We start from the raw sequence: 24,523 nt of genomic DNA on the forward strand, positions 1-24,523 counted from the left end.
CCATGGACCAGGCACCACCACCTGCCGTACAGGCGGAAGGCGTCGTCAAACGCTTCGGGCCGACCGTCGCGCTCGACGGCGTGCAGCTCACCGTGCGGCCCGGCGAGTCGCACGCACTCGTCGGACGCAACGGCGCGGGCAAGTCGACGCTGGTCAGCGTGCTGACCGGACTCCACAAGGCGGACGCGGGCACGGTCACCTTCGGCGGGGAGCCCGCGCCCGCCTTCGGGGACACCACGGCCTGGCAGTCGAAGGTCGCCTGCGTCTACCAGAAGTCCATGGTCGTCCCCGACCTGACCGTCGCCGAGAACCTCTTCCTCAACCGGTTCGACGACAACGCCCGCTGGATCAGCTGGGGGCGGCTTCGCAAGCGAGCGGAGCAGCTCCTCGCCGAGTACGGCGTCCAGGTCGACCCGAACACCCGGGCACGCGATCTGGCGGTCGAACAGCGGCAGTTCGTCGAGATCGCCCGGGCGCTGTCCTTCGGCGCCCGCTTGATCATCCTCGACGAGCCGACCGCACAGCTCGACGCCCGCGGCATCGGCCGGCTCTTCGACAAGCTCCGTGAACTGCAGGACCAGGGAGTGGCGTTCCTCTTCATCTCCCACCATCTGCAGGAGGTGTACGAGCTGTGCACGGCGGTCACCGTCTACCGCGACGCCCGCCACGTGCTGACAGCCCCGGTCGCCGACGTCACGAAGACGGAACTGGTGGCGGCCATGACGGGCGAGAAGTCCGCCGGCGCCGTCGCCTGGCACGCGGCCGGCACCGCCACACCCCCCGACGCGTCGGCGGAGCCCGTCCTGCGTACCGAAGGGCTCACCCTGGAGGGCCGGTTCGAACCGCTGGACCTCCAGGTGCGCCCCGGTGAGGTGCTCGGTCTCGCCGGCTCCGCGGCCAGCGGCAACACCGCGCTGGGCGAGGTGCTGGCGGGCATGCGCAAGGCGGGCGGCGGCACGGTCCGGGTGCGCGGCCGGGCCGTCCGCTCGGGCAGCGTGCCGCACGCCCTGGCCGCCGGGATCGGCTACATCCCCGAGGACCGTCACGACCAGGGCCTCGTCCTGGAGCGCAGCGTCGCCGAGAACGCCACCCTCACGGTCACCGACCAGCTCGGCCCGTGGGGGACCGTACTGCCCTCCCGTACGCGGGAGTTCGCCCGGGGCATGATCGAATCGCTGGACATCAAGACGCAGGGACCCGAGCAGCCCGTCTCCGGTCTCTCGGGCGGCAACCAGCAGAAGGTGGTGGTCGCCCGCGCACTGGCCCGCAAGCCCAGCGTGCTGGTGGCGGTCCGGCCCACCGCGGGCGTGGACATCAAGTCCAAGGACTCGCTGCTCGGGGTGGTCCGGCGGGTCGCCGACGAGGGCAACGCCGCAGTCGTCGTCTCGGACGAGCTGGACGATCTGCGGGTCTGCGACCGCGTACTCGCCCTGTTCCACGGGCGGGTCGTCGCAACATTCGCAAGCGGGTGGTCCGACGGGGAACTCGTCGCCGCCATGGAAGGTGTGGGGGAAAGGGAATGACCGGCACGATACGGCCGTCCACGGCCGAGGACATCGACGGGGCACTGAAGGGCGGCGCGGGGGAGGGCAGCCCGCTGAGCCGGCTCAAGCTGATCCGGTGGAGCGACTTCTCCCTGGTGCCGGTGATCCTGGTGCTGATGCTGATCGGCTTCATCGTCTCGCCGGTCTTCCTCACCTCCGACAACCTGATCAGCGTCGTCCAGCAGTCCTCCGAGCTGAGCCTGCTGGTCCTGGGCCAGGCGCTGATCCTCATCTGCGGCCGGATGGACCTCTCGCTGGAGTCGACGATCGGCATCGCGCCCGTCGTCGCCATGTGGCTGGTGCTGGACTCCGAGGGCGGCCGCTTCGCAGGCCTCGGACTGTTTCCCAGCTGGTCGGCGATCCCGCTCTGTCTGCTGGTCGGGCTCGTCATCGGAGGCATCAACGGCTTCCTGATGCTGAAGCTCCGGGTCAACGGCTTCATCGCCACGCTGGGCATGCTGACGATGCTGCGCGGCCTCCACATCGGCATCACCGAGGGCAAGTCCATCACCGACGTCCCGGAGTCCTTCCGCTACCTCGGCAAGACCTCGTGGTTCGGTGCGCCGGCCGCGGTCTGGATCTGCCTGCTCCTCTTCGCGATCGGCGGGGCGGCCCTGGCATGGCTGCGCCACGGACGCTCGCTGTACGCGATCGGGGGCAACCCGGAAGCGGCACGCGCCGCCGGTATCCGCGTCGACCGGGTCACCTGGATCGTGCTCGCCATAGGCGGTCTGCTGGCCGCGTTCGCGGGCATCCTCTACACCGGCCACTACGGGGCGGTCGCCGCGACCCAGGGCAACGGCTGGATCTTCCAGGTGTTCGCCGCGGCCGTGATCGGCGGCATCAGCCTCAAGGGCGGACGCGGCACGCTGTTCGGTGCGCTGACCGGCGTACTGACACTGCAGCTGGTGGTCAACGTGATGACGCTCGGCGGCGTCCCGGCGCTGTGGAACCAGTTCCTCAACGGCGCCATCATCATCGTCGCCCTGGTCATCTCCCGCTTCGCGAGCGGCGAGAAGCAGGACTGAACCCTTCGGTCCTCGGACGCCGGACGGGCCGTTCAGGCCCGTCCGGCGTCCGAGAACCTGGGTCCGGGGCGGAGCCCCTGGGTCACAGCGTCGAGCGCAGCCACTGCTCCACGCTCGCCACATGCACCGTCGCCCACGCCCGCGCAGCCTCCGCGTCGCGGTCCCGCAGCGCCGAGACGATCGCCCGGTGCTCGTGGAGCGTGCGGCTCACCGCGTCCTCCTGGGTCAGCCCGCGCCAGACCCGCGCCCGGGTCGTCGGACCCGAAAGGCCGTCGAGCAGCGAGCAGAGCACCGAGTTGCCGGACGACTGCACGATGCCGCGGTGGAACTCCAGATCGCAGGCCACCAGCTCCTCGACCGAGGGGCGTTCGCCCAGCGCGTCCAGCTGGGCGCTCAGCACGTCCAGCTGCTCCTCACTGATCCGGCTCGCCGCCATCGCGGTCGCGGCCGGCTCCAGGATCCGGCGGACCGCCAGGAACTCCAGCACCGTGTCGTCGCGGTGGAAGTCCACGACGAAGCTCAGCGCCTCCAGCAGCAGCTGCGGGTCGAGACTGGTGACATACGTGCCGTCGCCCTGGCGCACATCGAGAATGCGGATCAGCGACAGTGCGCGTACCGCCTCCCGCAGCGAGTTGCGGGACAGGCCGAGCTCCGCGGCGAGTTCGCTCTCCTTGGGGAGACGATCGCCGGGCCGTAGCGCACCCGAGACGATCATTCCCTTGATCTTCTCGATGGCCTCGTCAGTGACAGCCATGGGCGACCTCCAGACATCCGATGTATCGCCCCATTATGCGTCCCCGGAGACGGCAGGTGCGCACTTCGGGCCGACCTGTGCGACGCCTGTACCGCAATGCCGCGCCGTTACGCCCGGATCCGTACGGCAGAGTCCGAAACGGCCCAGCGTGAACCGGCACACACGGACGGGGGCGGCGTCCCCCCGGACGCCGCCCCCGTCCTGCGTCAGTTCCTGCGGTCGCCGAGCACCGACTCGACACCGGCCCGGATCTCGTCCGTCGCCAGACCCCGGATCGTCAGCGTCGTCCGGCGCCGCAGCACGTCGTCCGCGGTCTCGGCCCACTCGTGGTCCCGCGCGTACGCGACCTGCGCCCAGATCTCCGGCGCGTCCGGGTGGATGCGCTTCGCGAGCTCCGGGTTCTCGTTGGCCAGCCGGGCGATGTCGAAGGACAGCGAACCGTAGTGCGTGGCCAGGTGCCGTGCCGTGTCGGCGGACATCCGCGGACCGGGCGTGCCGCCGTCGATCAGCAGGCGGTGGGCGACCGCGTTCGGGTTGGCGATCCCCGGCAGCGGCAGCTTCTTCGGCAGCCTGGCCATCGGCTCCATGTCCTCGGCAAGGGGGTGCCCGGGGAGCGCGGCCAGCTTGTTCATCACCGTACGGCCGATGTGGCGGAACGTCGTCCACTTGCCGCCCGCGACCGACAGCATCCCGCCGCGGCCCTCGGTCACCACCGTCTCGCGCTTGGCCTTGGAGGTGTCACCGGGCCCGCCCGGCAGCACCCGCAGCCCGGCGAAGGAGTACGTGATCAGATCCCGCGACAGCTGCTGGTCCTTGATCGAGAACGCCGCCTCGTCCAGGATCTGCGCGGTGTCCTGTTCGGTCACCGCGACGTCCGCCGGGTCGCCCTCGTACTCCTCGTCCGTCGTGCCGAGCAGCAGCATGTCCTCCCACGGCAGGGCGAACGTGATGCGGTACTTGTCGATCGGCGTGGCCAGCGCGGCCTTCCAGGGACGGGTGCGCTTGAGCACCAGGTGCGCGCCCTTGGACAGACGTATCGACGGGGCCGCGTTCGGGTCCTCCAGCTTCCGCAGGTGGTCGACCCACGGGCCCGTGGCGTTCAGCACCAGCCGGGCGGTGACGCCGAACTCGGTGCCGTCCTGACGGTCCTCCAGGTCGGCGCCCGTCACCCGGCCCCTGGTGAACCGCAGCCCGGTCACCGCCGCGTGGTTGAGGACGGTCGCCCCCGCCTCGACGGCCGCGCGGACCGTCATCAGCGCCATCCGCGCGTCGTTCATCTGGTCGTCGCCGTACACCGCGACGGCCTTCAGGTTGTCCGTACGCAGCTCGGGCACATCGCGCTGCGCCTTCGCCGGGCTGATCACATGGCCGACGCCGTCACCGAAGGCGGACAGTGCCGAGTACGCGAACACGCCCGCGCCGAGCTTGGCCGCGCCGTGCGGCCCGCCCTTGTAGACGGGCAGGTAGAAGGTGAGCGGGTTGGCCAGGTGCGGGGCCACCTGACGCGATACGGCACGGCGCTCGAAGTGGTTCTCCGCGACCAGCTTCACCGCGCCGGTCTGCAGGTAGCGCAGACCGCCGTGGAGCAGCTTGGAGGAGGCGGAGGAGGTGGCGCCGGCGAAGTCGCCGGCGTCCACCAGGGCCACCCGCAGCCCGGACTGCGCGGCGTGCCAGGCGGTGGAGATGCCCAGAATGCCGCCACCGATCACCAGGAGGTCGTACGTCGCCTTGGAGAGCTGCTCCCGTGTCTCGGCGCGGCTCGGAAGGGAGCCGGAGGCCGGGTGCGTCCCGAGGGCGGGGACGCTCTGCAGGGTGGTCATGTTGTCTACTCCTCGTCGTCGAGCCAGCCCATGGTCCGTTCCACGGCCTTGAGCCAGCTCTTGTACTCGCGGTCGCGGATGTCCGCGTCCATGCGGGGGGTCCACTCGGCGGCCCGGCGCCAGTTGGCGCGCAGCGCGTCGGTGTCGGGCCAGAAGCCGACGGCCAGGCCGGCGGCATAGGCGGCGCCGAGGCAGGTGGTCTCGGCGACCATGGGCCGCACCACGGGTGCGTCCAGGAAGTCGGCGAGCGTCTGCATCAGCAGGTTGTTGGAGGTCATTCCGCCGTCGACCTTGAGCGCGGTCAGCTCGACGCCGGAGTCCTTGGTCATGGCGTCGCTGATCTCGCGGGTCTGCCAGGCGGTCGCCTCCAGCACGGCACGGGCGATGTGCGCCTTGGTGACGTAGCGGGTGAGACCGGCGATGACACCGCGGGCGTCGGGACGCCAGTACGGGGCGAACAGGCCGGAGAAGGCCGGCACGAAGTACGCGCCGCCGTTGTCCTCGACCGACGAGGCCAGGGTCTCGATCTCGGCCGCGGACTGGATCAGGCCCATCTGGTCGCGCATCCACTGCACCAGCGAACCGGTGACGGCGATCGAGCCCTCCAGGGCGTAGACCGGCTTCTGGTCGCCGATCTGGTAGCCGACGGTGGTCAGCAGCCCGTTGTAGGAGTTGACGGGCGTCTCGCCGGTGTTCATCAGCATGAAGGTGCCGGTGCCGTACGTCGACTTGGCCTCGCCCTCGGCGAAACACGTCTGGCCGAACAGCGCGGCCTGCTGGTCACCGAGCGCGGAGGCGACCGGCACGCCGTCGAGCACGCCGCCCTTGGCGTTGCCGTAGACCTCGGCCGAGGACCGGATCTCGGGCAGCAGGGCCGCCGGGATGTCCATGGAGGCGAGGATCTTGTCGTCCCACGTCATGGTGTGCAGGTTCATCAGCAGTGTGCGCGAGGCGTTGGTGACGTCGGTGACGTGGACGCCGCCCTCGGTGCCACCGGTCAGGTTCCAGATGACCCAGGAGTCCATGGTGCCGAAGAGGATGTCGCCGCGCTCGGCGCGCTCGCGCAGCCCCTCGACGTTGTCGAGCAGCCAGCGGACCTTGGGACCGGCGAAGTACGAGGCGAGCGGCAGCCCGGTCTCGCGGCGGAACCGGTCCTGGCCCACGTTGCGGCCGAGCTCCTTGCAGAGCGCGTCGGTGCGGGTGTCCTGCCAGACGAGTGCGTTGTGGACGGGCTCACCGGTGTTCTTGTCCCAGAGCAGGGTGGTCTCGCGCTGGTTGGTGATGCCGATCGCCTTCACGTCGGCGGCGGTGATGCCGGCCTTGACGATGGCGCTCGCCACGACCTCCTGGACGTTCTCCCAGATCTCGCTCGCGTCGTGCTCGACCCAGCCCGGCTTCGGGAAGATCTGCTCGTGCTCCTTCTGGTCGACGGAGACGATCCGACCGTCCTTGTCGAAGACGATGCAGCGGCTGGAGGTGGTGCCCTGGTCGATGGCCGCGATGAACGGCCCCGTGCCGTGGGTGCCGGTGGTGTGTGCGTCGGTCACGGTGTGCTCCCGGAAGTCTGTGTGGTCTTGGGGGTGACGGCTCTGGGCCCTGTGGCTCACGCGAAGGCGAGGTTGTAGAGCCCGCCCGCGATCGCGCCGCCGACGAGCGGTCCTACGACCGGGATCCAGGCGTAACCCCAGTCGGATCCGCCCTTGTTCGGCAGCGGAAGCAGCGCGTGCACGATACGCGGACCGAGGTCGCGAACCGGGTTGATTGCGTAGCCCGTCGGGCCGCCGAGCGAGAGACCGATGGAGACGACCACCAGCGCGGTGATCAGCGCGCCCAGCGTGCCGAGGCCGTTGCCGTCGTCGTTGAGGCCCTGGGTGAGGATCGCCAGGACCAGCACGACCGTGGCGATGATCTCGGTGACGATGTTCTGCACGGCGTTGCGGATCTCGGGACCCGTGGAGAAGACACCGAGCACCGGCCCGGCCTTGGGGGCCGCGGCCTTGTCGACCATGCCCTCCTCACCCGTATGGGCGTTCAGGATCTCCGGATCGGTGAGATGGGCCCGGAACTGCCCGTAATAGGCCAGCCAGACCAACGCCGCGCCGATCATCGCGCCGAACAGCTGGGAGACGAGATAGAGCGGTACGTCGCTCCACTTGGTGCCGCCCTCGATCGCGAGACCGAGGGTGACGGCCGGGTTGAGATGCGCTCCGGAGACGCCGCCGACCATGTACGCGCCGGTCAGCACCGCGAAGCCCCACCCGAAGGTGACGGCGAGCCAGCCGGCGTCCCGTGCCTTCGAGCGCTTGAGCGTGACGGCGGCACAGACACCGGCGCCGAGCAGGATGAGTACGGCGGTACCGATGGTCTCGCCGATGAAGATGTCGGAGCTGGACACCCGCGACTCCTTTGTCCTTCGTCCAGGGAAGCCGAACCCCGGGTCCCTCCGGTGGTCCGCGCCCTCATGTGAGGGCGTTGCGGCCTTGGCACTGTTACACCCTAACGCGTATTTCCGTTAGGCGTTCGACAATGCCGACCGATGAACGGCAGTGTTTCCCCCAGGTGAATGAGGCGTCAAGGGTTGTGTGTTCTATAACTCGATCGTTACCGATGATCCCGCAGGGAACTCAGAAGCGCCTGGCGCCCAGATCCCGGGAGACCGCGCGGGCGCAGTCCCGTACCGCCGCCACCAGCTCGGGCCGCAGCTCGCCGTCCGCGCACACCCGCTCCACCGCACCGGTCACGGCCACGGCTCCCACCGGCATCCGGCGCCGGTCGTGGATCGGGGCGGCCACCGCGGCCACGCCCTCCCAGGTCTCCTCCACGTCGGCCGCCCAGCCCCGTGCGCGGACGAGTTCGAGCATCGACTCGAACTCCTCCGGATCGGTGACGGTGCGGGGTGTGAAGGACTCCCGCTCTGCCTCCAGGGCCTCCGTGTGGGCCACTGGGTCGTAGGCGGACAGGACCTTGCCCAGGGCCGTGGAGTGCAGCGGCTGCATGGCCCCTACCTCCAGGACCTGGCGGCTGTCGTCGGGCCGGAAGACGTGGTGGACGATCAGTACGCCCTGTTGGTGCAGGACGCCCAGGTGGGTGCTCTCGCCGCTGGAGCGGGCCAGGTCGTCCGTCCAGACCAGCGCCCGGGCCCGCAGCTCATGGACATCCAGATAGCTGTTGCCCAGACGCAGCAGCTCGGCCCCCAGCTGATAGCGGCCGGATGCCGCGTCCTGCTCGACGAAGCCCTCGTGCTGGAGCGTGCGGAGGATGCCGTGCGCGGTGCCCTTGGCCAGGCCCAGGGAGGAAGCGATGTCCGACAGCCCCAGCCGCCGCTCGCCGCCCGCCAGTAGTCGCAGCATCGCGGCCGCCCGCTCCAGCGACTGGATGTTCTTGGCCATCGCGCCGTACTCCTCCACCTTGGTTCGACAATGCTGAACACTATCGGTCGATGCCGACCCACGCTCGGTCGCAAGGGAATTCTGAGGCACTCCGACAGCCCGGACGACCGCCTGAACAGCATGCAGTCCGATTCGTGGGACAGAGTGACGGTCCGGGACGCCGCCCGGCTACCCTGGCCGGGTGCGCCTTCCGCCGAAGACGCAAAGCCGACAGCCGTCGCATCCCAGGGAGTACATCCATGGCCTCGTCGCCGACCCCTTCCGCCGACAGCCGGAACCGAGCCGCAGCCCTCCGTGAGGCGCTCGCCACCCGAGTCGTGGTGGCCGACGGTGCCATGGGCACCATGCTCCAGGCGCAGGACCCCACGCTGGAGGACTTCGAGAACCTCGAAGGCTGCAACGAGATCCTGAACCTCACGCGCCCCGACATCGTGCGCTCGGTGCACGAGGAGTACTTCGCGGTCGGCGTGGACTGCGTCGAGACGAACACCTTCGGCGCGAACCACTCGGCGGCGAACGAGTACGAGATCGCTGACCGGATCTTCGAACTGTCCGAGGCGGGCGCCCGCATCGCCCGCGAGGTCGCCGACGAGTTCGGAGCGAAGGACGGCCGCCAGCGCTGGGTCCTCGGCTCGGTGGGCCCCGGCACCAAGCTGCCGTCGCTCGGCCACATCGCGTACGACGTGCTGCGGGACGGCTACCAGCAGAACGCCGAGGGCCTGCTCGCCGGCGGCTCGGACGCCCTGATCGTGGAGACCACGCAGGACCTGCTGCAGACCAAGTCCAGCCTCATCGGCGCGCGCCGGGCGATGGACGCCCTGGGCATCGACGTGCCGCTGATCTGCTCGCTCGCCTTCGAGACGACCGGCGTCATGCTGCTCGGCTCCGAGATCGGCGCCGCGCTGACCGCCCTGGAGCCGCTGGGCATCGACCTGATCGGGCTGAACTGCTCGACGGGCCCGGCCGAGATGAGCGAGCACCTGCGCTATCTGGCCCGCCACTCGCGTACACCGCTGATGTGCATGCCGAACGCGGGCCTGCCCGTGCTGACCAAGGACGGCGCGCACTTCCCGCTCGGCCCCGAGGGGCTGGCGGACGCGCAGGAAGCCTTCGTGACCGACTACGGCCTGTCACTGATCGGCGGCTGCTGCGGTACGACGCCCGAGCATCTGCGCCAGGTCGTCGAGCGGGCCCGCGACCTCACCCCCGCTGTCCGCGACCCGCGCCCCGAGCCCGGCGCGGCCTCCCTCTACCAGACCGTGCCGTTCCGCCAGGACACCTCGTACCTCGCGATCGGCGAGCGCACGAACGCCAACGGGTCGAAGAAGTTCCGCGACGCCATGCTGGAGGCCCGCTGGGACGACTGCGTCGAGATGGCCCGCGACCAGATCCGCGAGGGCGCGCACATGCTCGACCTCTGCGTCGACTACGTCGGCCGCGACGGTGTCGCCGACATGAAGGAGCTGGCCGGAAGGTTCGCCACGGCCTCCACCCTGCCGATCGTGCTGGACTCCACCGAGCTGCCCGTGCTGCGTGCCGGGCTGGAGAAGCTCGGCGGGCGTGCGGTCCTCAACTCCGTGAACTACGAGGACGGCGACGGCCCCGAGTCGCGCTTCGTCAAGGTCACCCAGCTGGCCGCCGAGCACGGCGCCGCGCTGATCGCGCTGACCATCGACGAGGAGGGCCAGGCCCGTACCGTCGAGCACAAGGTCGCCATCGCGGAGCGGCTCATCGAGGACCTGACCGGCAACTGGGGCATCCAGGAGTCGGACATCCTCATCGACTGCCTCACCTTCACGATCTGTACCGGGCAGGAGGAGTCCCGCAAGGACGGCATCGCCACCATCGAGGCCATTCGCGAGCTGAAGAAGCGTCACCCCGACGTCCAGACCACGCTGGGCCTCTCCAACATCTCCTTCGGCCTGAACCCGGCGGCCCGCGTCGTCCTGAACTCCGTCTTCCTCGACGAGTGCGTCAAGGCCGGTCTCGACTCCGCGATCGTGCACGCGTCGAAGATCCTGCCGATCGCCCGGCTGGAGGAGGAGCAGGTCAAGGTCGCCCACGACCTGATCCACGACCGCCGCGCCGAAGGCTATGACCCGCTGCAGCGGCTCATGGAGCTCTTCGAGGGCGTCAACATGAAGTCGATGAAGGAGGGCAAGGCCGAGGAACTCCTCGCGCTGCCGCTCGACGAGCGCCTCCAGCGCCGGATCATCGACGGCGAGAAGAAGGGGCTGGAGGCCGACCTCGACGAGGCCCTGCAGACCCGTCCCGCTCTCGACATCGTCAACGACACCCTGCTGGAAGGCATGAAGGTCGTCGGCGAGCTATTCGGATCCGGCCAGATGCAGCTGCCGTTCGTGCTCCAGTCCGCCGAGGTCATGAAGACCGCGGTGGCCCATCTGGAGCCGCACATGGAGAAGTCCGACGCCGAGGGCAAGGGCACCATCGTCCTGGCCACCGTCCGCGGTGACGTCCACGACATCGGCAAGAACCTCGTCGACATCATCCTGTCCAACAACGGCTACAACGTCGTCAACATCGGCATCAAGCAGCCCGTCTCCGCGATCCTGGAAGCCGCCGACGAGCACAAGGCCGACGTCATCGGGATGTCCGGTCTCCTGGTCAAGTCCACCGTGATCATGAAGGAGAACCTCCAGGAGCTCAACCAGCGCAAACTGGCGGCCGAATACCCGGTCATCCTCGGCGGCGCGGCCCTCACCCGCGCCTACGTGGAGCAGGACCTGCACGAGATCTACGAGGGCGAGGTGCGCTACGCCCGCGACGCCTTCGAGGGGCTGCGCCTGATGGACGCCCTCATCGGGGTCAAGCGCGGTGTCCCGGGAGCCGCCCTCCCCGAGCTCAAGCAGCGCCGTGTGCCCAAGCGCGACACGGCCGTGCTGGAGGTCGAGGAGCCGGAGGAGGGAGTCCGCTCCGACGTCGCCGTCGACAACCCCGTCCCCACCCCGCCGTTCTGGGGGAGCCGGGTCGTCAAGGGCATCCAGCTCAAGGAGTACGCCTCCTGGCTCGACGAGGGCGCCCTCTTCAAGGGTCAGTGGGGCCTCAAGCAGGCCCGGGCCGGAGACGGACCGACGTACGAGGAACTGGTCGAGACCGAGGGCCGCCCGCACCTGCGCGGCTGGCTCGACAAGCTGCACACCGAGAACCTTCTCGAAGCCGCCGTCGTCTACGGCTACTACCCCTGCGTCTCCAAGGGCGACGACCTGATCCTGCTCCACGAGGACGGCTCCGAGCGCACCCGCTTCACCTTCCCCCGCCAGCGCCGCGGCCGCCGCCTGTGCCTCGCGGACTTCTTCCGCCCCGAGGAGTCCGGCGAGACGGACGTCATCGGCCTCCAGGTCGTCACCGTCGGCTCGCGGATCGGCGGCGAGACCGCCAAGCTCTTCGAGGCCAACTCCTACCGCGACTACCTGGAGTTGCACGGCCTGTCCGTCCAGCTCGCCGAGGCCCTCGCCGAGTACTGGCACGCCCGGGTCCGCTCCGAGCTCGGCTTCGCGGGCGACGACCCCGCCGACGTCGAGGACATGTTCGCGCTCAAGTACCGCGGCGCGCGCTTCTCCCTCGGCTACGGTGCGTGCCCTGATCTGGAGGACCGGGCGAAGATCGCCGACCTGCTCCAGCCGGAGCGGATCGGGGTCCACCTGTCGGAGGAGTTCCAGCTCCATCCCGAGCAGTCCACCGACGCGATCGTCATCCACCACCCCGAAGCGAAGTACTTCAACGCGCGGTAAGGCTCCGTTCAGCGCGCGGTAGCCGCATGAGTCGTAGACTGGTCGGTCCAGTGCAGGCCGGTCGCCCTCCCTCCGGGAAAGGCGGCCGGCCTTCTCGGCCCTCATGAAAGGTGTGCCGGATGACCAGTACGATCCCCGCGTCCCTGACCCGTACGGCCGAGGGTGCCGCCCTGCAGGCCGTCTTCCTCGACATGGACGGCACCCTGGTCGACACCGAGGGCTTCTGGTGGGACGCCGAGGTGTCGGTCTTCGCCGATCTGGGGTACCGGCTGGACGAGGCGTGGAAGGACGTGGTCGTCGGCGGACCGATGACGCGCAGCGCCGGGTACCTCATGGACGTCACCGGTGCGGACGTCGCCCTCGACGAACTGACCGTGCTGCTCAACGACCGCTTCGAAAAGCGCATTGCCGACGGAGTGCCGCTGATGCCGGGCGCCGCACGGCTGCTGGCAGAGCTGGCCAGACACGAGATCCCCACCGCCCTCGTCTCCGCCTCGCACCGGCGCATCATCGACCGGGTCCTGGAGTCGGTGGGCCGTCACCACTTCGCGCTGACCGTGGCGGGCGACGAGGTCACCCGCACGAAGCCCCACCCGGAGCCCTATCTCACGGCCGCGAGCGGCTTCGGGGTCGATCCCCGGCTCTGTGCAGTCATCGAGGACACCGCGACCGGCGTGGCCGCCGCGGAGGCCGCGGGGTGCCGGGTGGTCGCCGTACCGTCCGTGTCGCCGATCGCGCCGGCAGACGGCCGGGTGGTCGTCGGTTCGCTCGAAGAAGTCGATCTCGCATTCCTCAGGGGTCTGGTCACTGGAATGCGGTGATCTGCGTACCGAGAGTATTTCTGTGAATGAACGGAAAAGCTCTCGCGTGCGACCGTGCGTTTTGTGTCGCACCCCGGTGTCGATAAGGCGAGTGCATGTCAATTCGCAAATCCGTCCACCGCGTGACCTTCATCACTCATTCGGTGATCGAGGAGTCTCCGGAATCTGCCGCGGTGTTTGCCGGGTGTACCCAAGTGTCCCGATTGATGAATCCGTGTACGAATCATTCCGGGAGCAGGGAATCGACTCGTCGTTGACGTTCGGGTTGCTCCCATCGCGCGGGCTCGGTACTGGTCCGGCAATACCGACCGCGCCTACTAATGTCGTTTTCTCCATGACCGCATGAGGGAGAACGTCCACGATGAACCGCAAGACTCTGGTGCTGCCGGCCGTTGTCGGCCTGCTCGCCCCCGTACTCGCCGCCTGTGGCGTGTCGGACGGCGGGGACGATGGCAGCGGTGCCATCGTCGTCGGCACCACGGACCAGTTCGTCGCCTCCAAGGACGCCCCCGCGCCTCTCGACCCCGCCATCGGCTACGAGGCGGGCGTCTGGAACGTACTGCGGCAGACGGTGCAGACGCTGATGCACATCCCGCGCAGCGGCGGGCAGCCGGAGCCGGAGGCAGCCGAGAGCTGCCGCTTCACCGACACGGCGAACGAGAGCTACCGCTGCAAGCTGCGCAGCGGCCTGACGTTCGCGAACGGCAGCCCGGTCACCGCCGAGGACGTCAAGTACTCCATCGACCGCGTGATCCGGATCAAATCCACGAACGGTCCGGTGGCCCTGCTCAACAACATCGACACCGTGGAGACCAAGGGCGAACGCGAGATCATATTCCACCTCCGGACTTCGGACGCGACGTTCCCGTACAAACTCGCGACACCGCCCGCCGGAATAGTCCAGCGCGACAAATACCCGGCGCACACGCCGCGCAGCGGATTTCAGGTGGACGGATCGGGTCCCTACACCATGAAGCCGGAAGTGAGGAACGGCCGCGTGGAGAAGGTCGTCTTCACCAGGAACCCCCACTACAAGGGGGACCTCAAGGTGTTGAACGAGAAGGTCGAACTGGATTCCTTCCCCGATGCCACCGCCATGGGCAAGGCGCTCGACGACAAGAAGATCGACATGATGACGCGCACCATGGCGCCGAAGCAGGCCCAGCAGATGCTGGAGCACCCCAAGGACGGCATCAAGCTCACCGAGATGCCCGGCCTCGCCATCCGGTACCTCGGCTTCGACACCAAGGACCCCGCCGTGAAGAACAAGGCGGTCCGCCAGGCCATGGCCCAGATCGTCGATCGCGGTGAAATCGCGAGCGAGGTGTACGGCACCACGGCCGAACCGCTGTACTCACTGATCCCGTCCAGCATCACCGGACACACGAACTCGTTCTTCAACAAGTACGGCGAACCCAGCGCCGCCAAGGCTGCCGCGATCCTGCAGCGCGCCGGGATCGACACCCCGGTGAAGTTCACCCTGAACTACACGAGCGACTACTACGGCGAGGCCACCGCCGACGAGTTCGAGACGCTGAAGCGGCAGCTCAACGGCACCGGACTCTTCGACGTCACCGTCAAGGGCACCCCCTGGGCGAAGTACCGTCCCGCCGAGGTGCGCGGCGACTACGCCGTGTACGGCATGGGCTGGTTCCCCGACTTCCCGGACCCTGACAACTACACGGCGCCGTTCCTCGACAAGGACAACTTCCTCAACTCGCCCTACCGGTCGACCGCGGCCCAGAAGTCGCTCATCCCGGAATCCCGCCGCGAGGCCGACCGCAGCGTCACCGCCAAGACCTTCCAGCGGCTCCAGGACATCGTCGCCGAGGACGTCCCCGTCCTTCCCCTCTGGCAGGGCAAGCAGTACGTCGCCTCCCGCGAAGGCCTCACCGGTGTCGAATGGGCGGTCACCTCGTCCGCCGACATCCACCTCTGGGAACTCGGCAGCGGTGCCAGCTGAACCGCGGGTACGCCGCCCAGGCTCGCCCACCCCTCACCGGGTCACCGGGGCACTGGGCCACCGGGTCACTGGGCCACCGGGTCACTGGGCGCCGGGGCGCACCAGTCCGCTCTCGTACGCGTACACCGCGGCCTGCACCCGGTCGCGCAGCCCCAGCTTCGTCAGCACGTGCCCCACATGCGTCTTGACCGTGGTCTCGCTGACGAACAGATCGGCGGCGATCTCCGCGTTCGACAGGCCGCGTGCCACCAGCTTCAGGACCTCCACCTCACGGTCCGTGAGCGTGTGCAGGGTGTCCGGCACCTGCTCCTCGCCGGACGGCAGATGGTCCGCGTACTTGTCGAGCAGCCGGCGCGTGATGCTCGGGGCCAGCATCGCCTCGCCGCCGGCGACCACCCGGATCGCCTGCACCAGCTCATTGGCCGGGGCATCCTTCAGCAGGAAGCCACTGGCGCCGGCGCGGAGCGCCTCCACCACGTACTCGTCGAGATCGAACGTGGTCAGCACCAGCACCTTCGCCGGGCCGTCCCGGCCCGGACCGGTGATCTGACGCGTCGCTTCGACACCGTCCATCCGCGGCATCCGGATGTCCATCAGCACCACGTCGGGCTGCAGCGCGCGCACCTGATCGAGCGCCTGGAGACCGTCACCGGCCTCGCCCACCACCGCGAGATCGCCCTCCGCCTCCAGGATCATGCGGAAGCCGGTGCGCAGCAGTGGTTGGTCGTCGACCAGTAGGACGCGGATTGCCACGAGATCTCCTCAATGTCCTTCAAGGGCCTCAGGCCGGCCGGCCTCAGCCCGGACCGGGTCCATTCTGCCCTGGACATCCTGCGTCGACTCCGCCGGCCGCACCGACAGCGGATAGATCGGGGGAGTCCCGCCGAATTCGGGACAGAGTGCCTGGTGGTCGCACCAGCCGCACAGCTTCGTCGGCCGCGGCCGCCACTCACCCGTCTCCGTGGCCAGGCAGATCGCGTCCCACAGCGCCAGCAGCTTGCGCTCCACCCGCTCCAGGTCCGCCACCACCGGGTCGTACGTCATCACGTCGCCGCTGCCGAGATAGACCAGCTGGAGCCGGCGTGGCACCACACCCTTGAGCCGCCAGATCACCAGTGCGTAGAACTTCATCTGGAACAGCGCGCCCTCCGCGTACTCCGGACGCGGCGCCTTCCCCGTCTTGTAGTCCACGATGCGGACCTCGCCCGTGGGTGCCACGTCGATCCGGTCGATCACCCCGCGCAGCCGCAGCCCCGAATCCAGCTCGGTCTCGACGAACATCTCCCGCTCGGCCGGCTCCAGGCGCGTCGGATCCTCCAGTGAGAACCAGCGCTCCACCAGCCGCTCCGCCTCCGACAGCCACTGCGCGAGCCGCTCGCCCTCCGGATCCTCGGCGAACAGCTCCGAAAGCTCCGGCTTCGACTCCAGCAGCCGGTCCCACTGGCCCGGGATCAGCGACGTGGCCCGGTCCGGCGTGCGCTCCGGCGCAGGATTGTCGAAGAGCCGCTCCAGCACCGCATGCACCAGCGTGCCCCGGGTAGCCGCCTCACTGGGCTTCTGCGGCAGCTTGTCGATGACGCGGAAGCGGTACAGCAGGGGGCACTGCATGAAATCGCTCGCCCGCGACGGCGAAAGGGACGAGGGCGGCTGGGGCGGCCGCGGCACTGAGGTCATGACGAAGACCCTACGACCCGCCACTGACACCAATCGGCATACCATCGACCACAGACCCTCGAACACTGCATGATCGTGCCGAAACGGCACCGACCGAAGGGACCTCGTGGACGAGAGCGGCAACAGCGGGCGGCCGCAGCCCGGCGCCGGGGGCAAGGCCCCCGGCGACGGCCCCGACAAGGGCACACCGGGACGCAGGGAAGAGCCGGGAGGCGGCATCCTCATGGGCCGCCCCTTCGGAGTGCCGGTCTACGTAGCACCCAGCTGGTTCGTCGTGGCAGCCCTGATCACCTGGGTCTTCGGCGGCCAGCTCGACCGTGTGCTGCCCGAGCTGGGCGCGGCGCGCTACCTGGTCGCCCTCTTCTTCGCGATCGCGTTCTACGCCTCCGTGCTCGTCCACGAACTCGCGCACACGGTCGTCGCCCTGCGCTACAAACTCCCGGTCCGCCGCATCCAGCTCCAGTTCTTCGGCGGCGTCTCCGAGATCGAGAAGGAATCCGAGACCCCCGGCCGCGAATTCGTCCTCGCCTTCGTCGGCCCGCTGCTCTCCCTCGTCCTGGCGGGCGTCTTCTACGTACCGATGAAGTTCGTCGAAGCCGGCACCGTGCCCGGCGTGCTGCTCGGCGGACTGATGATCTCCAACCTCATCGTCGCCGCGTTCAACCTCCTGCCCGGTCTCCCGCTCGACGGCGGCCGGATGCTGCGCGCCGTCGTGTGGAAGATCACCGGCCGCCCGATGAGCGGCACCGTCGCCGCCGCCTGGGTCGGCCGCGCCCTCGCCGTCGTCACCCTCATCGGGCTGCCCCTCCTCACCCACACCGGGGCCCTCGGGAGCAGTGACCGCGACATCAGCGGCATGGACACCGTCACCGACGCCCTGCTCGCCGCGATCCTCGCCGCCATCATCTGGACCGGTGCGGGCAACAGCCTGCGCATGGCCAGGCTCCGCGAGCACCTCCCCGACCTGCAGGCCCGCACCCTCACCCGGCGAGCCGTCCCGGTCGAGGCCGACACCCCGCTCTCCGAGGCCCTGCGCCGGGCCAACGAGGCAGGCGCCCGCGCCCTCGTCGTCGTCGACGCGACCGGCGAACCCATGGCCGTCGTCCGGGAGACCGCCATCGTCGCGGTCCCCGAACACCGTCGCCCCTGGGTCGCCGTCAGCGGTCTCGCCCAGGACCTCACCGACGGCATGAAGGTCTCCGCCGAACTCGCGGGCGAGGCCCTCCTGGACCGGCTCAAGGCCAGCCCCGCCACCGAGTACCTCGTCGTCGAGGACACCGGTGAGATCTACGGTGTCCTGTCCACCGCCGACGTCGAGCGTGCGTTCGTCGCCGCCATGGCACGCCCCGCCGCCTGAGAGGTCGCCCGAGCCCGTCGGCCGTGCCCCTACAGGCGGTCGGAGCCCCCGGAAACACCGGTACGCTGGTCACATGTCTGAACCGACCGGTGCCGCCCGCCGACGTGGGCCCTTCAAGGTCGGGGACCAGGTCCAGCTCACGGATCCCAAGGGACGCCACTACACCTTCACGCTCGAAGCCGGAAAGAACTTCCACACCCACAAGGGTTCTTTCTCGCACGACGAGCTGATCGGTGCTCCCGAGGGCAGTGTTGTCCGTACCACGGGGAACGTCGTCTACCTTGCGCTGCGCCCCCTGCTCCCCGACTACGTCCTGTCCATGCCCCGCGGCGCCGCCGTGGTCTACCCCAAGGACGCGGGTCAGATCCTGGCCTTCGGCGACATCTTCCCCGGCGCACGCGTCGTGGAAGCCGGCGTCGGATCCGGCGCACTCTCCACGTTCCTGCTCCGCGCCATCGGCGAGCACGGCATGCTGCACTCCTACGAGCGCCGCGAGGACTTCGCCGAGATCGCCCAGCAGAACGTCGAGCGCTACTTCGGCAGCCCGCACCCCGCATGGCAGCTCACCGTCGGCGACCTCCAGGACAACCTCACGGAAACCGACGTGGACCGCGTCGTCCTGGACATGCTCGCGCCCTGGGAGTGCCTGGACGTCGTCTCCAAGGCGCTCGTCCCCGGCGGCATCCTCTGCGCGTACGTCGCGACCACCACCCAGCTCTCGCGGACGGTCGAGTCCATCCGCGAGATCGGCTGCTTCGCCGAGCCGCAGCCCTGGGAGTCGATGATCCGGAACTGGCACGTCGAGGGTCTCGCCGTCCGCCCGGACCACCGCATGATCGGCCACACCGGATTCCTCGTCACCGCCCGTCGGCTGGCTGACGGAGTCCAGGCCCCGCCGCGCCGCCGCCGCCCCTCCAAGGGCGCCTACGGCGAGGACTACACCGGCCCGGGCAGCCAGAGCGGCTCCGCCCGCGACTGAACCAGGGGCGCGGCCTTCGCCGCGCGCCCCGCATGCCGGCGCCGCCGCCGAGTTCCCGGACCGACCCGGAACTCGGCGGCGGCGCCATTCCGTTGCCCGGGTGCGGAGGACGGACAGGGAACGGGATCCGTAGCGACCCCACCGTTCCACTGCCGTGTGAGGTGTGGCACGATGCTGGCCACCCCCACCCGGCCGCCGACGTCCTGCCGAGGGCACCGCCATTTCCGGCATTCCGCACCACAGGAACCACAGGAGACATCCCGCGTGCAGACCTCCGCGCTCCCGGACCTCGCGCACACCGGCACCAGGCCGATGCACTGGCTCGCCACCGCGGCAGCCATGGCCGCCGTCGTCGCGGCAGCCGGTCTGCTCCAGCCCGACGCGAACGCCTCGGCCTCCACCACCCCGCACCGCACCGCGGCGCAGCACGCGGCGGCGCCCGTCGCCGCCCCCGACCCGGCTCGTGCCGACTTCCCCCTGGAATGCGGCGGGGCAGGCCACACCGTGGCCAAAGAGGCCCCCGGCGACCTGGACGGCGACGGCCGTCCGGAGACCGTCGCGGTGGTCCGCTGCGCGGCCGGGTCAGGCACCCCGCCCAGCGGCGTCTACGTCCTCACACAGGGAAGCGGGGCCGCACCACGGATCGTCGCGACCCTGGTGGACCCCGTCCAGAAGCTCAGCGTCGGCGACTTCGCGGTGCGTGACGGCATCGTCTCCGCCACGCTTCTCGGCTACTCCTCGGCCTCGGTTCCCTCCTGCTGCCCCGACGAGCAGGAGAAGGTCACCTGGCAGTGGCGGAACGGGGCCTTCGCGCGGAGCAGTCAGCCGGAGGACCCTGCCGGCGCCGGCGTCTGACCGTCACCCGGCGTGTCCCTGTTCCGTCCGGGACCGCGGTCAGGCGGCCTCGGGCCCGAATACCTCGACCCTGTCCGAAACGCGCCGTACGTGGATGCAGTCGCCCGGGCACTCCTTGGCCGAGTCGACCACGTCCTGAAGGATCGGCAGCGGGACGGGCGTGGTGGCGCCCTTGTCCTGGAGCAGCTCGTCCTGATCGCTCTTCACATACGCGAGACCGTCGATGTCGAGCTCGAAGACCTCCGGGGCGTACTGCACACAGATGCCGTCCCCCGTGCAGAGGTCCTGGTCGATCCAGACCTCCAGGTCCTGCGTCTCGCCATCGGTGGGAGCGTCCTGCTGCACGGTCATTTCTCCTGCCGTTTCCTGCGTATCCGAACCAAAAAATGCCAGCCCTGGCGGGTGTTGAACAGTTCGACGATACAACCGGCCGCTTTCCGATGTTGAAGGGTGGGTATTCCCCTGACACGAGGGAGAGCGCAAGGGTGAAGATCGGACACACCTCAGAGTCTTTGTGATCTAGGGGTTTCAATCATCACCCACCCAGGTAGGGTCAGGAAGCGTCCAGCTCCCCTTGGAGGAGGTGAGGACCGTGGCAGCCCACGACGACGACATCAACCGCGGCATCCGGCCCGGGCGAGGGTCCGATGACCCAGCCGGCCAGGTCGCCTATCTTGAGCAGGAAATCGCCGTCCTGCGACGTAAGCTCGCCGACTCTCCGCGGCATACGAGGATTCTCGAAGAGCGGATCGTCGAGTTCCAGACCAACCTTGCAGGCGTGTCCGCACAGAACGAGCGGCTCGCTGCCACACTCCGCGAGGCCCGCGACCAGATCGTGGCCCTCAAGGAAGAGGTCGACCGGCTCGCACAGCCACCGGCCGGCTTCGGTGTGTTCCTGCAGGCCAACGAGGACGGCACCTGTGACATCTTCACCGGGGGCCGCAAGCTCCGGGTGAACGTCAGCCCCAGCGTCGAGCTCGGGGACCTCCGGCGCGGCCAGGAGGTCATGCTCAACGAAGCGCTCAACGTGGTCGACGCCATGGAATTCGAGCGGGCCGGGGACATCGTCACCCTCAAGGAGATCCTTGAGGACGGCGAGCGCGCCCTGGTGGTCGGGCACACCGACGAGGAACGGGTGGTGCGGCTCGCCGAGCCGTTGCTGGACATCACCATCCGCCCCGGCGACGCCCTGCTGCTCGAACCCAGGTCCGGCTACGTCTACGAAGTCGTCCCCAAGAGCGAGGTCGAAGAGCTCGTCCTCGAAGAAGTCCCGGACATCGACTACAACAAGATCGGTGGACTGGGCGACCAGATCGAGCTCATCCGGGACGCGGTCGAGCTCCCCTACCTTCACCCGGACCTCTTCAAGGAGCACGAGCTGCGGCCACCGAAGGGCATCCTGCTCTACGGTCCGCCCGGCTGCGGCAAGACACTCATTGCCAAGGCCGTCGCCAACTCCCTTGCCAAGAAGGTCGCCGAAGTCACCGGTCAGCCGGCCGGGAAGAGCTACTTCCTCAACATCAAGGGTCCGGAGCTCCTCAACAAGTACGTCGGCGAGACCGAGCGGCATATCCGCCTGGTCTTCCAGCGTGCCCGTGAGAAGGCGAGTGAGGGTACCCCCGTCATCGTCTTCTTCGACGAGATGGAGTCCCTCTTCCGCACCCGGGGATCGGGCGTCAGCTCGGACGTGGAGAACACCATCGTCCCCCAGCTGCTCGCCGAGATCGATGGAGTCGAGGGCCTGGAGAACGTCATCGTCATCGGCGCCTCCAACCGCGAGGACATGATCGACCCCGCGATCCTGCGACCCGGCCGACTCGATGTGAAGATCAAGATCGAGCGTCCGGACGCAGAGGCCGCGAAGGACATCTTCGCGAAGTACCTCACGCCCTCACTGCCCCTGCACGCGGACGATCTGGCCGAGCACACCGGCTCCAAGGAGGCCGCGGCTCACGCCATGATCCAGTCGGTCGTCGAGCGGATGTACACCGAGTCCGAGGAGAACCGCTTCCTCGAGGTCACGTACGCCAACGGCGACAAGGAAGTCCTTTACTTCAAGGACTTCAACTCCGGCGCGATGATCCAGAACATCGTCGACCGGGCCAAGAAGATGGCCATCAAGGCATTCCTCGAGCAGGGCCAGAAGGGCCTGCGCGTCTCCCACCTCCTCCAGGCCTGCGTGGACGAGTTCAAGGAGAACGAGGACCTGCCGAACACCACCAACCCGGACGACTGGGCCAGGATCTCCGGCAAGAAGGGCGAGCGGATCGTCTTCATCCGCACACTCGTCACCGGAAAACAGGGCGCGGACACCGGTCGTTCCATCGACACGGTGGCGAATACCGGGCAGTACCTCTAGAACGCAGACCGGCTGCGGATGCCCGGCCGGGCATCCGCAGCCGGTTGCTTTCCGGACAGCTCCCACGACACCGCAGTAATGACGTAATTGATCTCCCCACCGGCACAGAGGCGCTCTAGGCTCTGGCGTACCGCCCGGTCGCGCAGTGCGGGAACGGGCTAACCGCGCACGCACCGGAAAAGCAGCGGTACTTGAGCGCCGCCCCGGAAGGGAGCGTCGCCGGGCAAGGAGGGCCGCATGACCGTACGGCGAGTAATGGGCATCGAGACCGAGTACGGGATCTCCGTGCCAGGTCACCCCAACGCCAATGCCATGCTCACCTCGTCCCAGATCGTCAACGCCTACGCGGCGGCGATGCACCGGGCGCGCCGCGCCCGCTGGGACTTCGAGGAGGAGAACCCGCTGCGCGACGCGCGAGGCTTCGACCTCGCCCGCGAGACCGCCGACTCCAGCCAGCTCACCGATGAGGACATCGGCCTGGCCAATGTCATTCTCACCAACGGCGCACGGCTCTACGTCGACCACGCGCACCCCGAGTACAGCTCGCCGGAGATCACCAATCCCAGGGACGCGGTCCTGTGGGACAAGGCCGGCGAACGCATCATGGCCGAGGCCGCCGAGCGCGCGGCCCAGCTCCCGGGCGCCCAGCCGATCCATCTGTACAAGAACAACACCGACAACAAGGGCGCCTCGTACGGCACGCACGAGAACTACCTGATGAAGCGCGAGACCCCGTTCTCGGACATCGTGCGCCATCTGACGCCGTTCTTCGTCTCGCGCCAGGTCGTCACCGGTGCCGGACGGGTCGGCATCGGCCAGGACGGGCACGAGCACGGCTTCCAGATCAGCCAGCGCGCCGACTACTTCGAGGTCGAGGTCGGCCTGGAGACCACCCTCAAGCGCCCGATCATCAACACACGCGACGAGCCCCACTCCGACGCCGAGAAGTACCGCCGGCTCCACGTGATCATCGGCGACGCGAACCTCTCGGAGATCTCCACCTACCTCAAGCTGGGCACCACCTCGCTGGTCCTCTCCATGATCGAGGACGGCTTCATCAACGTCGACCTGGCCGTCGACCAGCCGGTGCGCACCCTGCACCAGGTCTCGCACGACCCGGACCTCCGACAGCTGATCACTCTGCGCAGCGGCCGGACACTCACCGCTGTGCAGCTTCAGATGGAGTACTTCGAGCTGGGCCGGAAGTACGTCGAGGAGCGGTACGGCGCAGATGCCGACGAGCAGACCAAGGACATCCTGATCCGCTGGGAGGACACGCTCAACCGGCTGGAGAACGACCCGATGAGTCTGTCCCGCGAGCTGGACTGGATCGCCAAGCGGGAGCTCATGGAGGGCTACCGCCGCCGCGACAGCCTGGACTGGGACGCGCCCCGCCTGCATCTGGTGGACCTGCAGTACGCCGACGTACGGGCCGAGAAGGGCCTCTACAACCGTCTGGTGGCCCGCGGCAGGATGAAGCGCCTGCTGGACGAGAACGACGTCGAGAAGGCCCGTACAGCGCCTCCGGAGGACACCAGAGCGTATTTCCGCGGTCGCTGCCTGGAGCAGTACGCGGACGACGTCGCCGCGGCCTCCTGGGACTCGGTCATCTTCGACCTGCCGGGCCATGACTCCCTGCAGCGGGTACCCACGATGGAGCCGCTGCGGGGCACCCGCGACCACGTCAAGGCGCTCCTGGACCGCTGCCGTACGGCGGAAGAGCTGGTCCGGGTGCTGCAGGGCGGCTGAAAGGGCCGCCGGCTGGGAATCATTCCGATGACCTCCGGACGTTGAGACAAGTACCGGGCCAATGTCGGACCCCGTAGGTAGGGTCTGATCAAGTGCTTCGAACCGAGCGGGGTGAGCTATATGGCGACCAAGGACACCGGCGGCGGACAGCAGAAGGCGACGCGCTCCACCGAAGAGGTCGAGGAGCAGGCGCAGGATGCGCAGGGCTCCGAGGACCTCAAGGAGCGACAGGAGAAGCTGAGCGACGACGTCGACGACGTCCTCGACGAGATCGACGATGTCCTGGAGGCGAACGCCGAGGACTTCGTTCGCTCATTTGTGCAAAAGGGCGGGGAGTAACCGGCCCGGCACCCTGGCCGGTGACCGGCCGTGGGGGGGGGGGGGGGCGCCCGCGCCCCCCCCCCCCCCGGGGGGCCCCCGGACGGCACGCGAACGCCCCACACCAACAACGAGCGACCCAACCGCACCGCGGGCGGCGG

Annotated in this window: 19 protein-coding genes; 11 read left to right on the forward strand and 8 right to left on the reverse strand. The window is 68.9% G+C overall.

The features are described from left to right. Nucleotides 1-2: 2 nt before the first annotated feature. The gene (locus ACIOEW_RS34970) at nucleotides 3-1,523 is read left to right on the forward strand and encodes a sugar ABC transporter ATP-binding protein (protein ID WP_362548453.1); all 1,521 of its coding nucleotides are present in this window, start codon (nucleotides 3-5) and stop codon (nucleotides 1,521-1,523) included. Further along, the gene (locus ACIOEW_RS34975) at nucleotides 1,520-2,572 is read left to right on the forward strand and encodes an ABC transporter permease (RefSeq protein ID WP_362548450.1); all 1,053 of its coding nucleotides are present in this window, start codon (nucleotides 1,520-1,522) and stop codon (nucleotides 2,570-2,572) included. Before ACIOEW_RS34970 ends, ACIOEW_RS34975 begins: the two co-directional genes overlap by 4 nt. 82 nt (nucleotides 2,573-2,654) lie before the next feature. Here ACIOEW_RS34975 and ACIOEW_RS34980 read toward each other — a convergent pair whose 3' ends face one another. The 5 genes from ACIOEW_RS34980 to ACIOEW_RS35000 all read right to left on the reverse strand — a co-directional run bounded on the left by ACIOEW_RS34980 (nucleotide 2,655) and on the right by ACIOEW_RS35000 (nucleotide 8,535). Next, nucleotides 2,655-3,326 carry a FadR/GntR family transcriptional regulator gene (locus tag ACIOEW_RS34980; RefSeq protein WP_350992564.1) on the reverse strand — a complete coding sequence of 224 codons (672 nt, stop codon included), beginning with the start codon at nucleotides 3,324-3,326 and terminating at the stop codon, nucleotides 2,655-2,657. A gap of 206 nt (nucleotides 3,327-3,532) precedes the next feature. After that, nucleotides 3,533-5,146, reverse strand: a complete 1,614-nt coding sequence (locus tag ACIOEW_RS34985) for a glycerol-3-phosphate dehydrogenase/oxidase (protein ID WP_362548447.1) — start codon at nucleotides 5,144-5,146, stop codon at nucleotides 3,533-3,535. Nucleotides 5,147-5,151: 5 nt separating this feature from the next. Further along, nucleotides 5,152-6,693 carry a glycerol kinase GlpK gene (gene glpK / locus ACIOEW_RS34990; protein ID WP_362548444.1) on the reverse strand — a complete coding sequence of 514 codons (1,542 nt, stop codon included), beginning with the start codon at nucleotides 6,691-6,693 and terminating at the stop codon, nucleotides 5,152-5,154. A gap of 56 nt (nucleotides 6,694-6,749) precedes the next feature. Next, nucleotides 6,750-7,541: an MIP/aquaporin family protein gene (locus ACIOEW_RS34995; protein WP_401968972.1), complete on the reverse strand. Its 792-nt coding sequence runs from the start codon at nucleotides 7,539-7,541 to the stop codon at nucleotides 6,750-6,752. 229 nt (nucleotides 7,542-7,770) lie between these two features. Next, a complete protein-coding gene (locus tag ACIOEW_RS35000) occupies nucleotides 7,771-8,535 on the reverse strand; it encodes an IclR family transcriptional regulator (protein WP_401968974.1) in 765 nt (254 codons plus the stop codon). Between the two features lie 239 nt (nucleotides 8,536-8,774). Here ACIOEW_RS35000 and metH point away from each other — a divergent pair, with 239 nt between their 5' ends. The 3 genes from metH (at nucleotide 8,775) to ACIOEW_RS35015 (ending at nucleotide 15,071) form a co-directional block, all read left to right on the forward strand. Continuing rightward, nucleotides 8,775-12,287: a methionine synthase gene (metH, locus tag ACIOEW_RS35005; protein WP_362548435.1), complete on the forward strand. Its 3,513-nt coding sequence runs from the start codon at nucleotides 8,775-8,777 to the stop codon at nucleotides 12,285-12,287. Nucleotides 12,288-12,406: 119 nt separating this feature from the next. Further along, the gene (locus ACIOEW_RS35010) at nucleotides 12,407-13,108 is read left to right on the forward strand and encodes an HAD family phosphatase (RefSeq protein WP_362548432.1); all 702 of its coding nucleotides are present in this window, start codon (nucleotides 12,407-12,409) and stop codon (nucleotides 13,106-13,108) included. Nucleotides 13,109-13,469: 361 nt separating this feature from the next. Beyond that, a complete protein-coding gene (locus ACIOEW_RS35015; protein WP_401968978.1) occupies nucleotides 13,470-15,071 on the forward strand; it encodes an ABC transporter substrate-binding protein in 1,602 nt (533 codons plus the stop codon). An 81-nt stretch (nucleotides 15,072-15,152) separates the two neighbouring features. On the opposite strand, the gene ACIOEW_RS35020 is transcribed toward ACIOEW_RS35015, so the two are convergent. Further along, nucleotides 15,153-15,824: a response regulator transcription factor gene (locus ACIOEW_RS35020; RefSeq protein ID WP_350992581.1), complete on the reverse strand. Its 672-nt coding sequence runs from the start codon at nucleotides 15,822-15,824 to the stop codon at nucleotides 15,153-15,155. Nucleotides 15,825-15,833: 9 nt separating this feature from the next. Further along, on the reverse strand, nucleotides 15,834-16,679 hold the full coding sequence (locus ACIOEW_RS35025; protein ID WP_401969004.1) for a RecB family exonuclease: 846 nt from the start codon (nucleotides 16,677-16,679) through the stop codon (nucleotides 15,834-15,836). Between the two features lie 172 nt (nucleotides 16,680-16,851). Between ACIOEW_RS35025 and ACIOEW_RS35030 the strand changes: the two genes are divergently transcribed. The 3 genes from ACIOEW_RS35030 (at nucleotide 16,852) to ACIOEW_RS35040 (ending at nucleotide 19,936) form a co-directional block, all read left to right on the forward strand. Further along, a complete protein-coding gene (locus ACIOEW_RS35030) occupies nucleotides 16,852-18,102 on the forward strand; it encodes a site-2 protease family protein (RefSeq protein WP_362548426.1) in 1,251 nt (416 codons plus the stop codon). Nucleotides 18,103-18,175: 73 nt separating this feature from the next. After that, on the forward strand, nucleotides 18,176-19,081 hold the full coding sequence (locus ACIOEW_RS35035; protein ID WP_350992585.1) for a tRNA (adenine-N1)-methyltransferase: 906 nt from the start codon (nucleotides 18,176-18,178) through the stop codon (nucleotides 19,079-19,081). A gap of 264 nt (nucleotides 19,082-19,345) precedes the next feature. Then, a complete protein-coding gene (locus ACIOEW_RS35040) occupies nucleotides 19,346-19,936 on the forward strand; it encodes a hypothetical protein (protein ID WP_362548423.1) in 591 nt (196 codons plus the stop codon). Nucleotides 19,937-19,975: 39 nt separating this feature from the next. Here the strand turns inward: ACIOEW_RS35040 and ACIOEW_RS35045 are convergent, their stop codons facing one another. Then, complete coding sequence (locus ACIOEW_RS35045; protein WP_393056131.1) at nucleotides 19,976-20,287, reverse strand: ferredoxin; 312 nt, start codon at nucleotides 20,285-20,287, stop codon at nucleotides 19,976-19,978. Between the two features lie 241 nt (nucleotides 20,288-20,528). Here ACIOEW_RS35045 and arc point away from each other — a divergent pair, with 241 nt between their 5' ends. The 3 genes from arc to ACIOEW_RS35060 all read left to right on the forward strand — a co-directional run bounded on the left by arc (nucleotide 20,529) and on the right by ACIOEW_RS35060 (nucleotide 24,383). Beyond that, nucleotides 20,529-22,295: a proteasome ATPase gene (gene arc / locus ACIOEW_RS35050; protein WP_350992591.1), complete on the forward strand. Its 1,767-nt coding sequence runs from the start codon at nucleotides 20,529-20,531 to the stop codon at nucleotides 22,293-22,295. Nucleotides 22,296-22,532: 237 nt separating this feature from the next. Beyond that, entirely contained in the window at nucleotides 22,533-24,044 is a 1,512-nt protein-coding gene (dop, locus tag ACIOEW_RS35055) for a depupylase/deamidase Dop (protein ID WP_401968983.1), read from the forward strand. A 120-nt stretch (nucleotides 24,045-24,164) separates the two neighbouring features. Further along, a complete protein-coding gene (locus tag ACIOEW_RS35060) occupies nucleotides 24,165-24,383 on the forward strand; it encodes a ubiquitin-like protein Pup (RefSeq protein ID WP_326735254.1) in 219 nt (72 codons plus the stop codon). Nucleotides 24,384-24,523 lie beyond the last annotated feature (140 nt).

The organism is Streptomyces sp. NPDC087901 (assembly GCF_044742205.1).
In the GTDB taxonomy this organism is placed as follows: domain Bacteria; phylum Actinomycetota; class Actinomycetes; order Streptomycetales; family Streptomycetaceae; genus Streptomyces.

What these genes read in the sequence shown, in the direction of transcription:
- ACIOEW_RS35060 (WP_326735254.1), top strand. Translation starts at nt 24,165, where the DNA reads ATGGCGACCAAGGACACCGGCGGCGGACAGCAGAAGGCGACGCGCTCC.
- metH (WP_362548435.1), top strand. Translation starts at nt 8,775, where the DNA reads ATGGCCTCGTCGCCGACCCCTTCCGCCGACAGCCGGAACCGAGCCGCA.
- dop (WP_401968983.1), top strand. Translation starts at nt 22,533, where the DNA reads ATGACCGTACGGCGAGTAATGGGCATCGAGACCGAGTACGGGATCTCC.
- ACIOEW_RS35010 (WP_362548432.1), top strand. Translation starts at nt 12,407, where the DNA reads ATGACCAGTACGATCCCCGCGTCCCTGACCCGTACGGCCGAGGGTGCC.
- ACIOEW_RS34970 (WP_362548453.1), top strand. Translation starts at nt 3, where the DNA reads ATGGACCAGGCACCACCACCTGCCGTACAGGCGGAAGGCGTCGTCAAA.
- ACIOEW_RS35035 (WP_350992585.1), top strand. Translation starts at nt 18,176, where the DNA reads ATGTCTGAACCGACCGGTGCCGCCCGCCGACGTGGGCCCTTCAAGGTC.
- ACIOEW_RS35025 (WP_401969004.1), bottom strand. Translation starts at nt 16,679, where the DNA reads ATGCAGTGCCCCCTGCTGTACCGCTTCCGCGTCATCGACAAGCTGCCG.
- ACIOEW_RS34975 (WP_362548450.1), top strand. Translation starts at nt 1,520, where the DNA reads ATGACCGGCACGATACGGCCGTCCACGGCCGAGGACATCGACGGGGCA.
- ACIOEW_RS34980 (WP_350992564.1), bottom strand. Translation starts at nt 3,326, where the DNA reads ATGGCTGTCACTGACGAGGCCATCGAGAAGATCAAGGGAATGATCGTC.
- ACIOEW_RS35015 (WP_401968978.1), top strand. Translation starts at nt 13,470, where the DNA reads ATGAACCGCAAGACTCTGGTGCTGCCGGCCGTTGTCGGCCTGCTCGCC.
- ACIOEW_RS35000 (WP_401968974.1), bottom strand. Translation starts at nt 8,535, where the DNA reads ATGGCCAAGAACATCCAGTCGCTGGAGCGGGCGGCCGCGATGCTGCGA.
- ACIOEW_RS34985 (WP_362548447.1), bottom strand. Translation starts at nt 5,146, where the DNA reads ATGACCACCCTGCAGAGCGTCCCCGCCCTCGGGACGCACCCGGCCTCC.
- ACIOEW_RS35045 (WP_393056131.1), bottom strand. Translation starts at nt 20,287, where the DNA reads ATGACCGTGCAGCAGGACGCTCCCACCGATGGCGAGACGCAGGACCTG.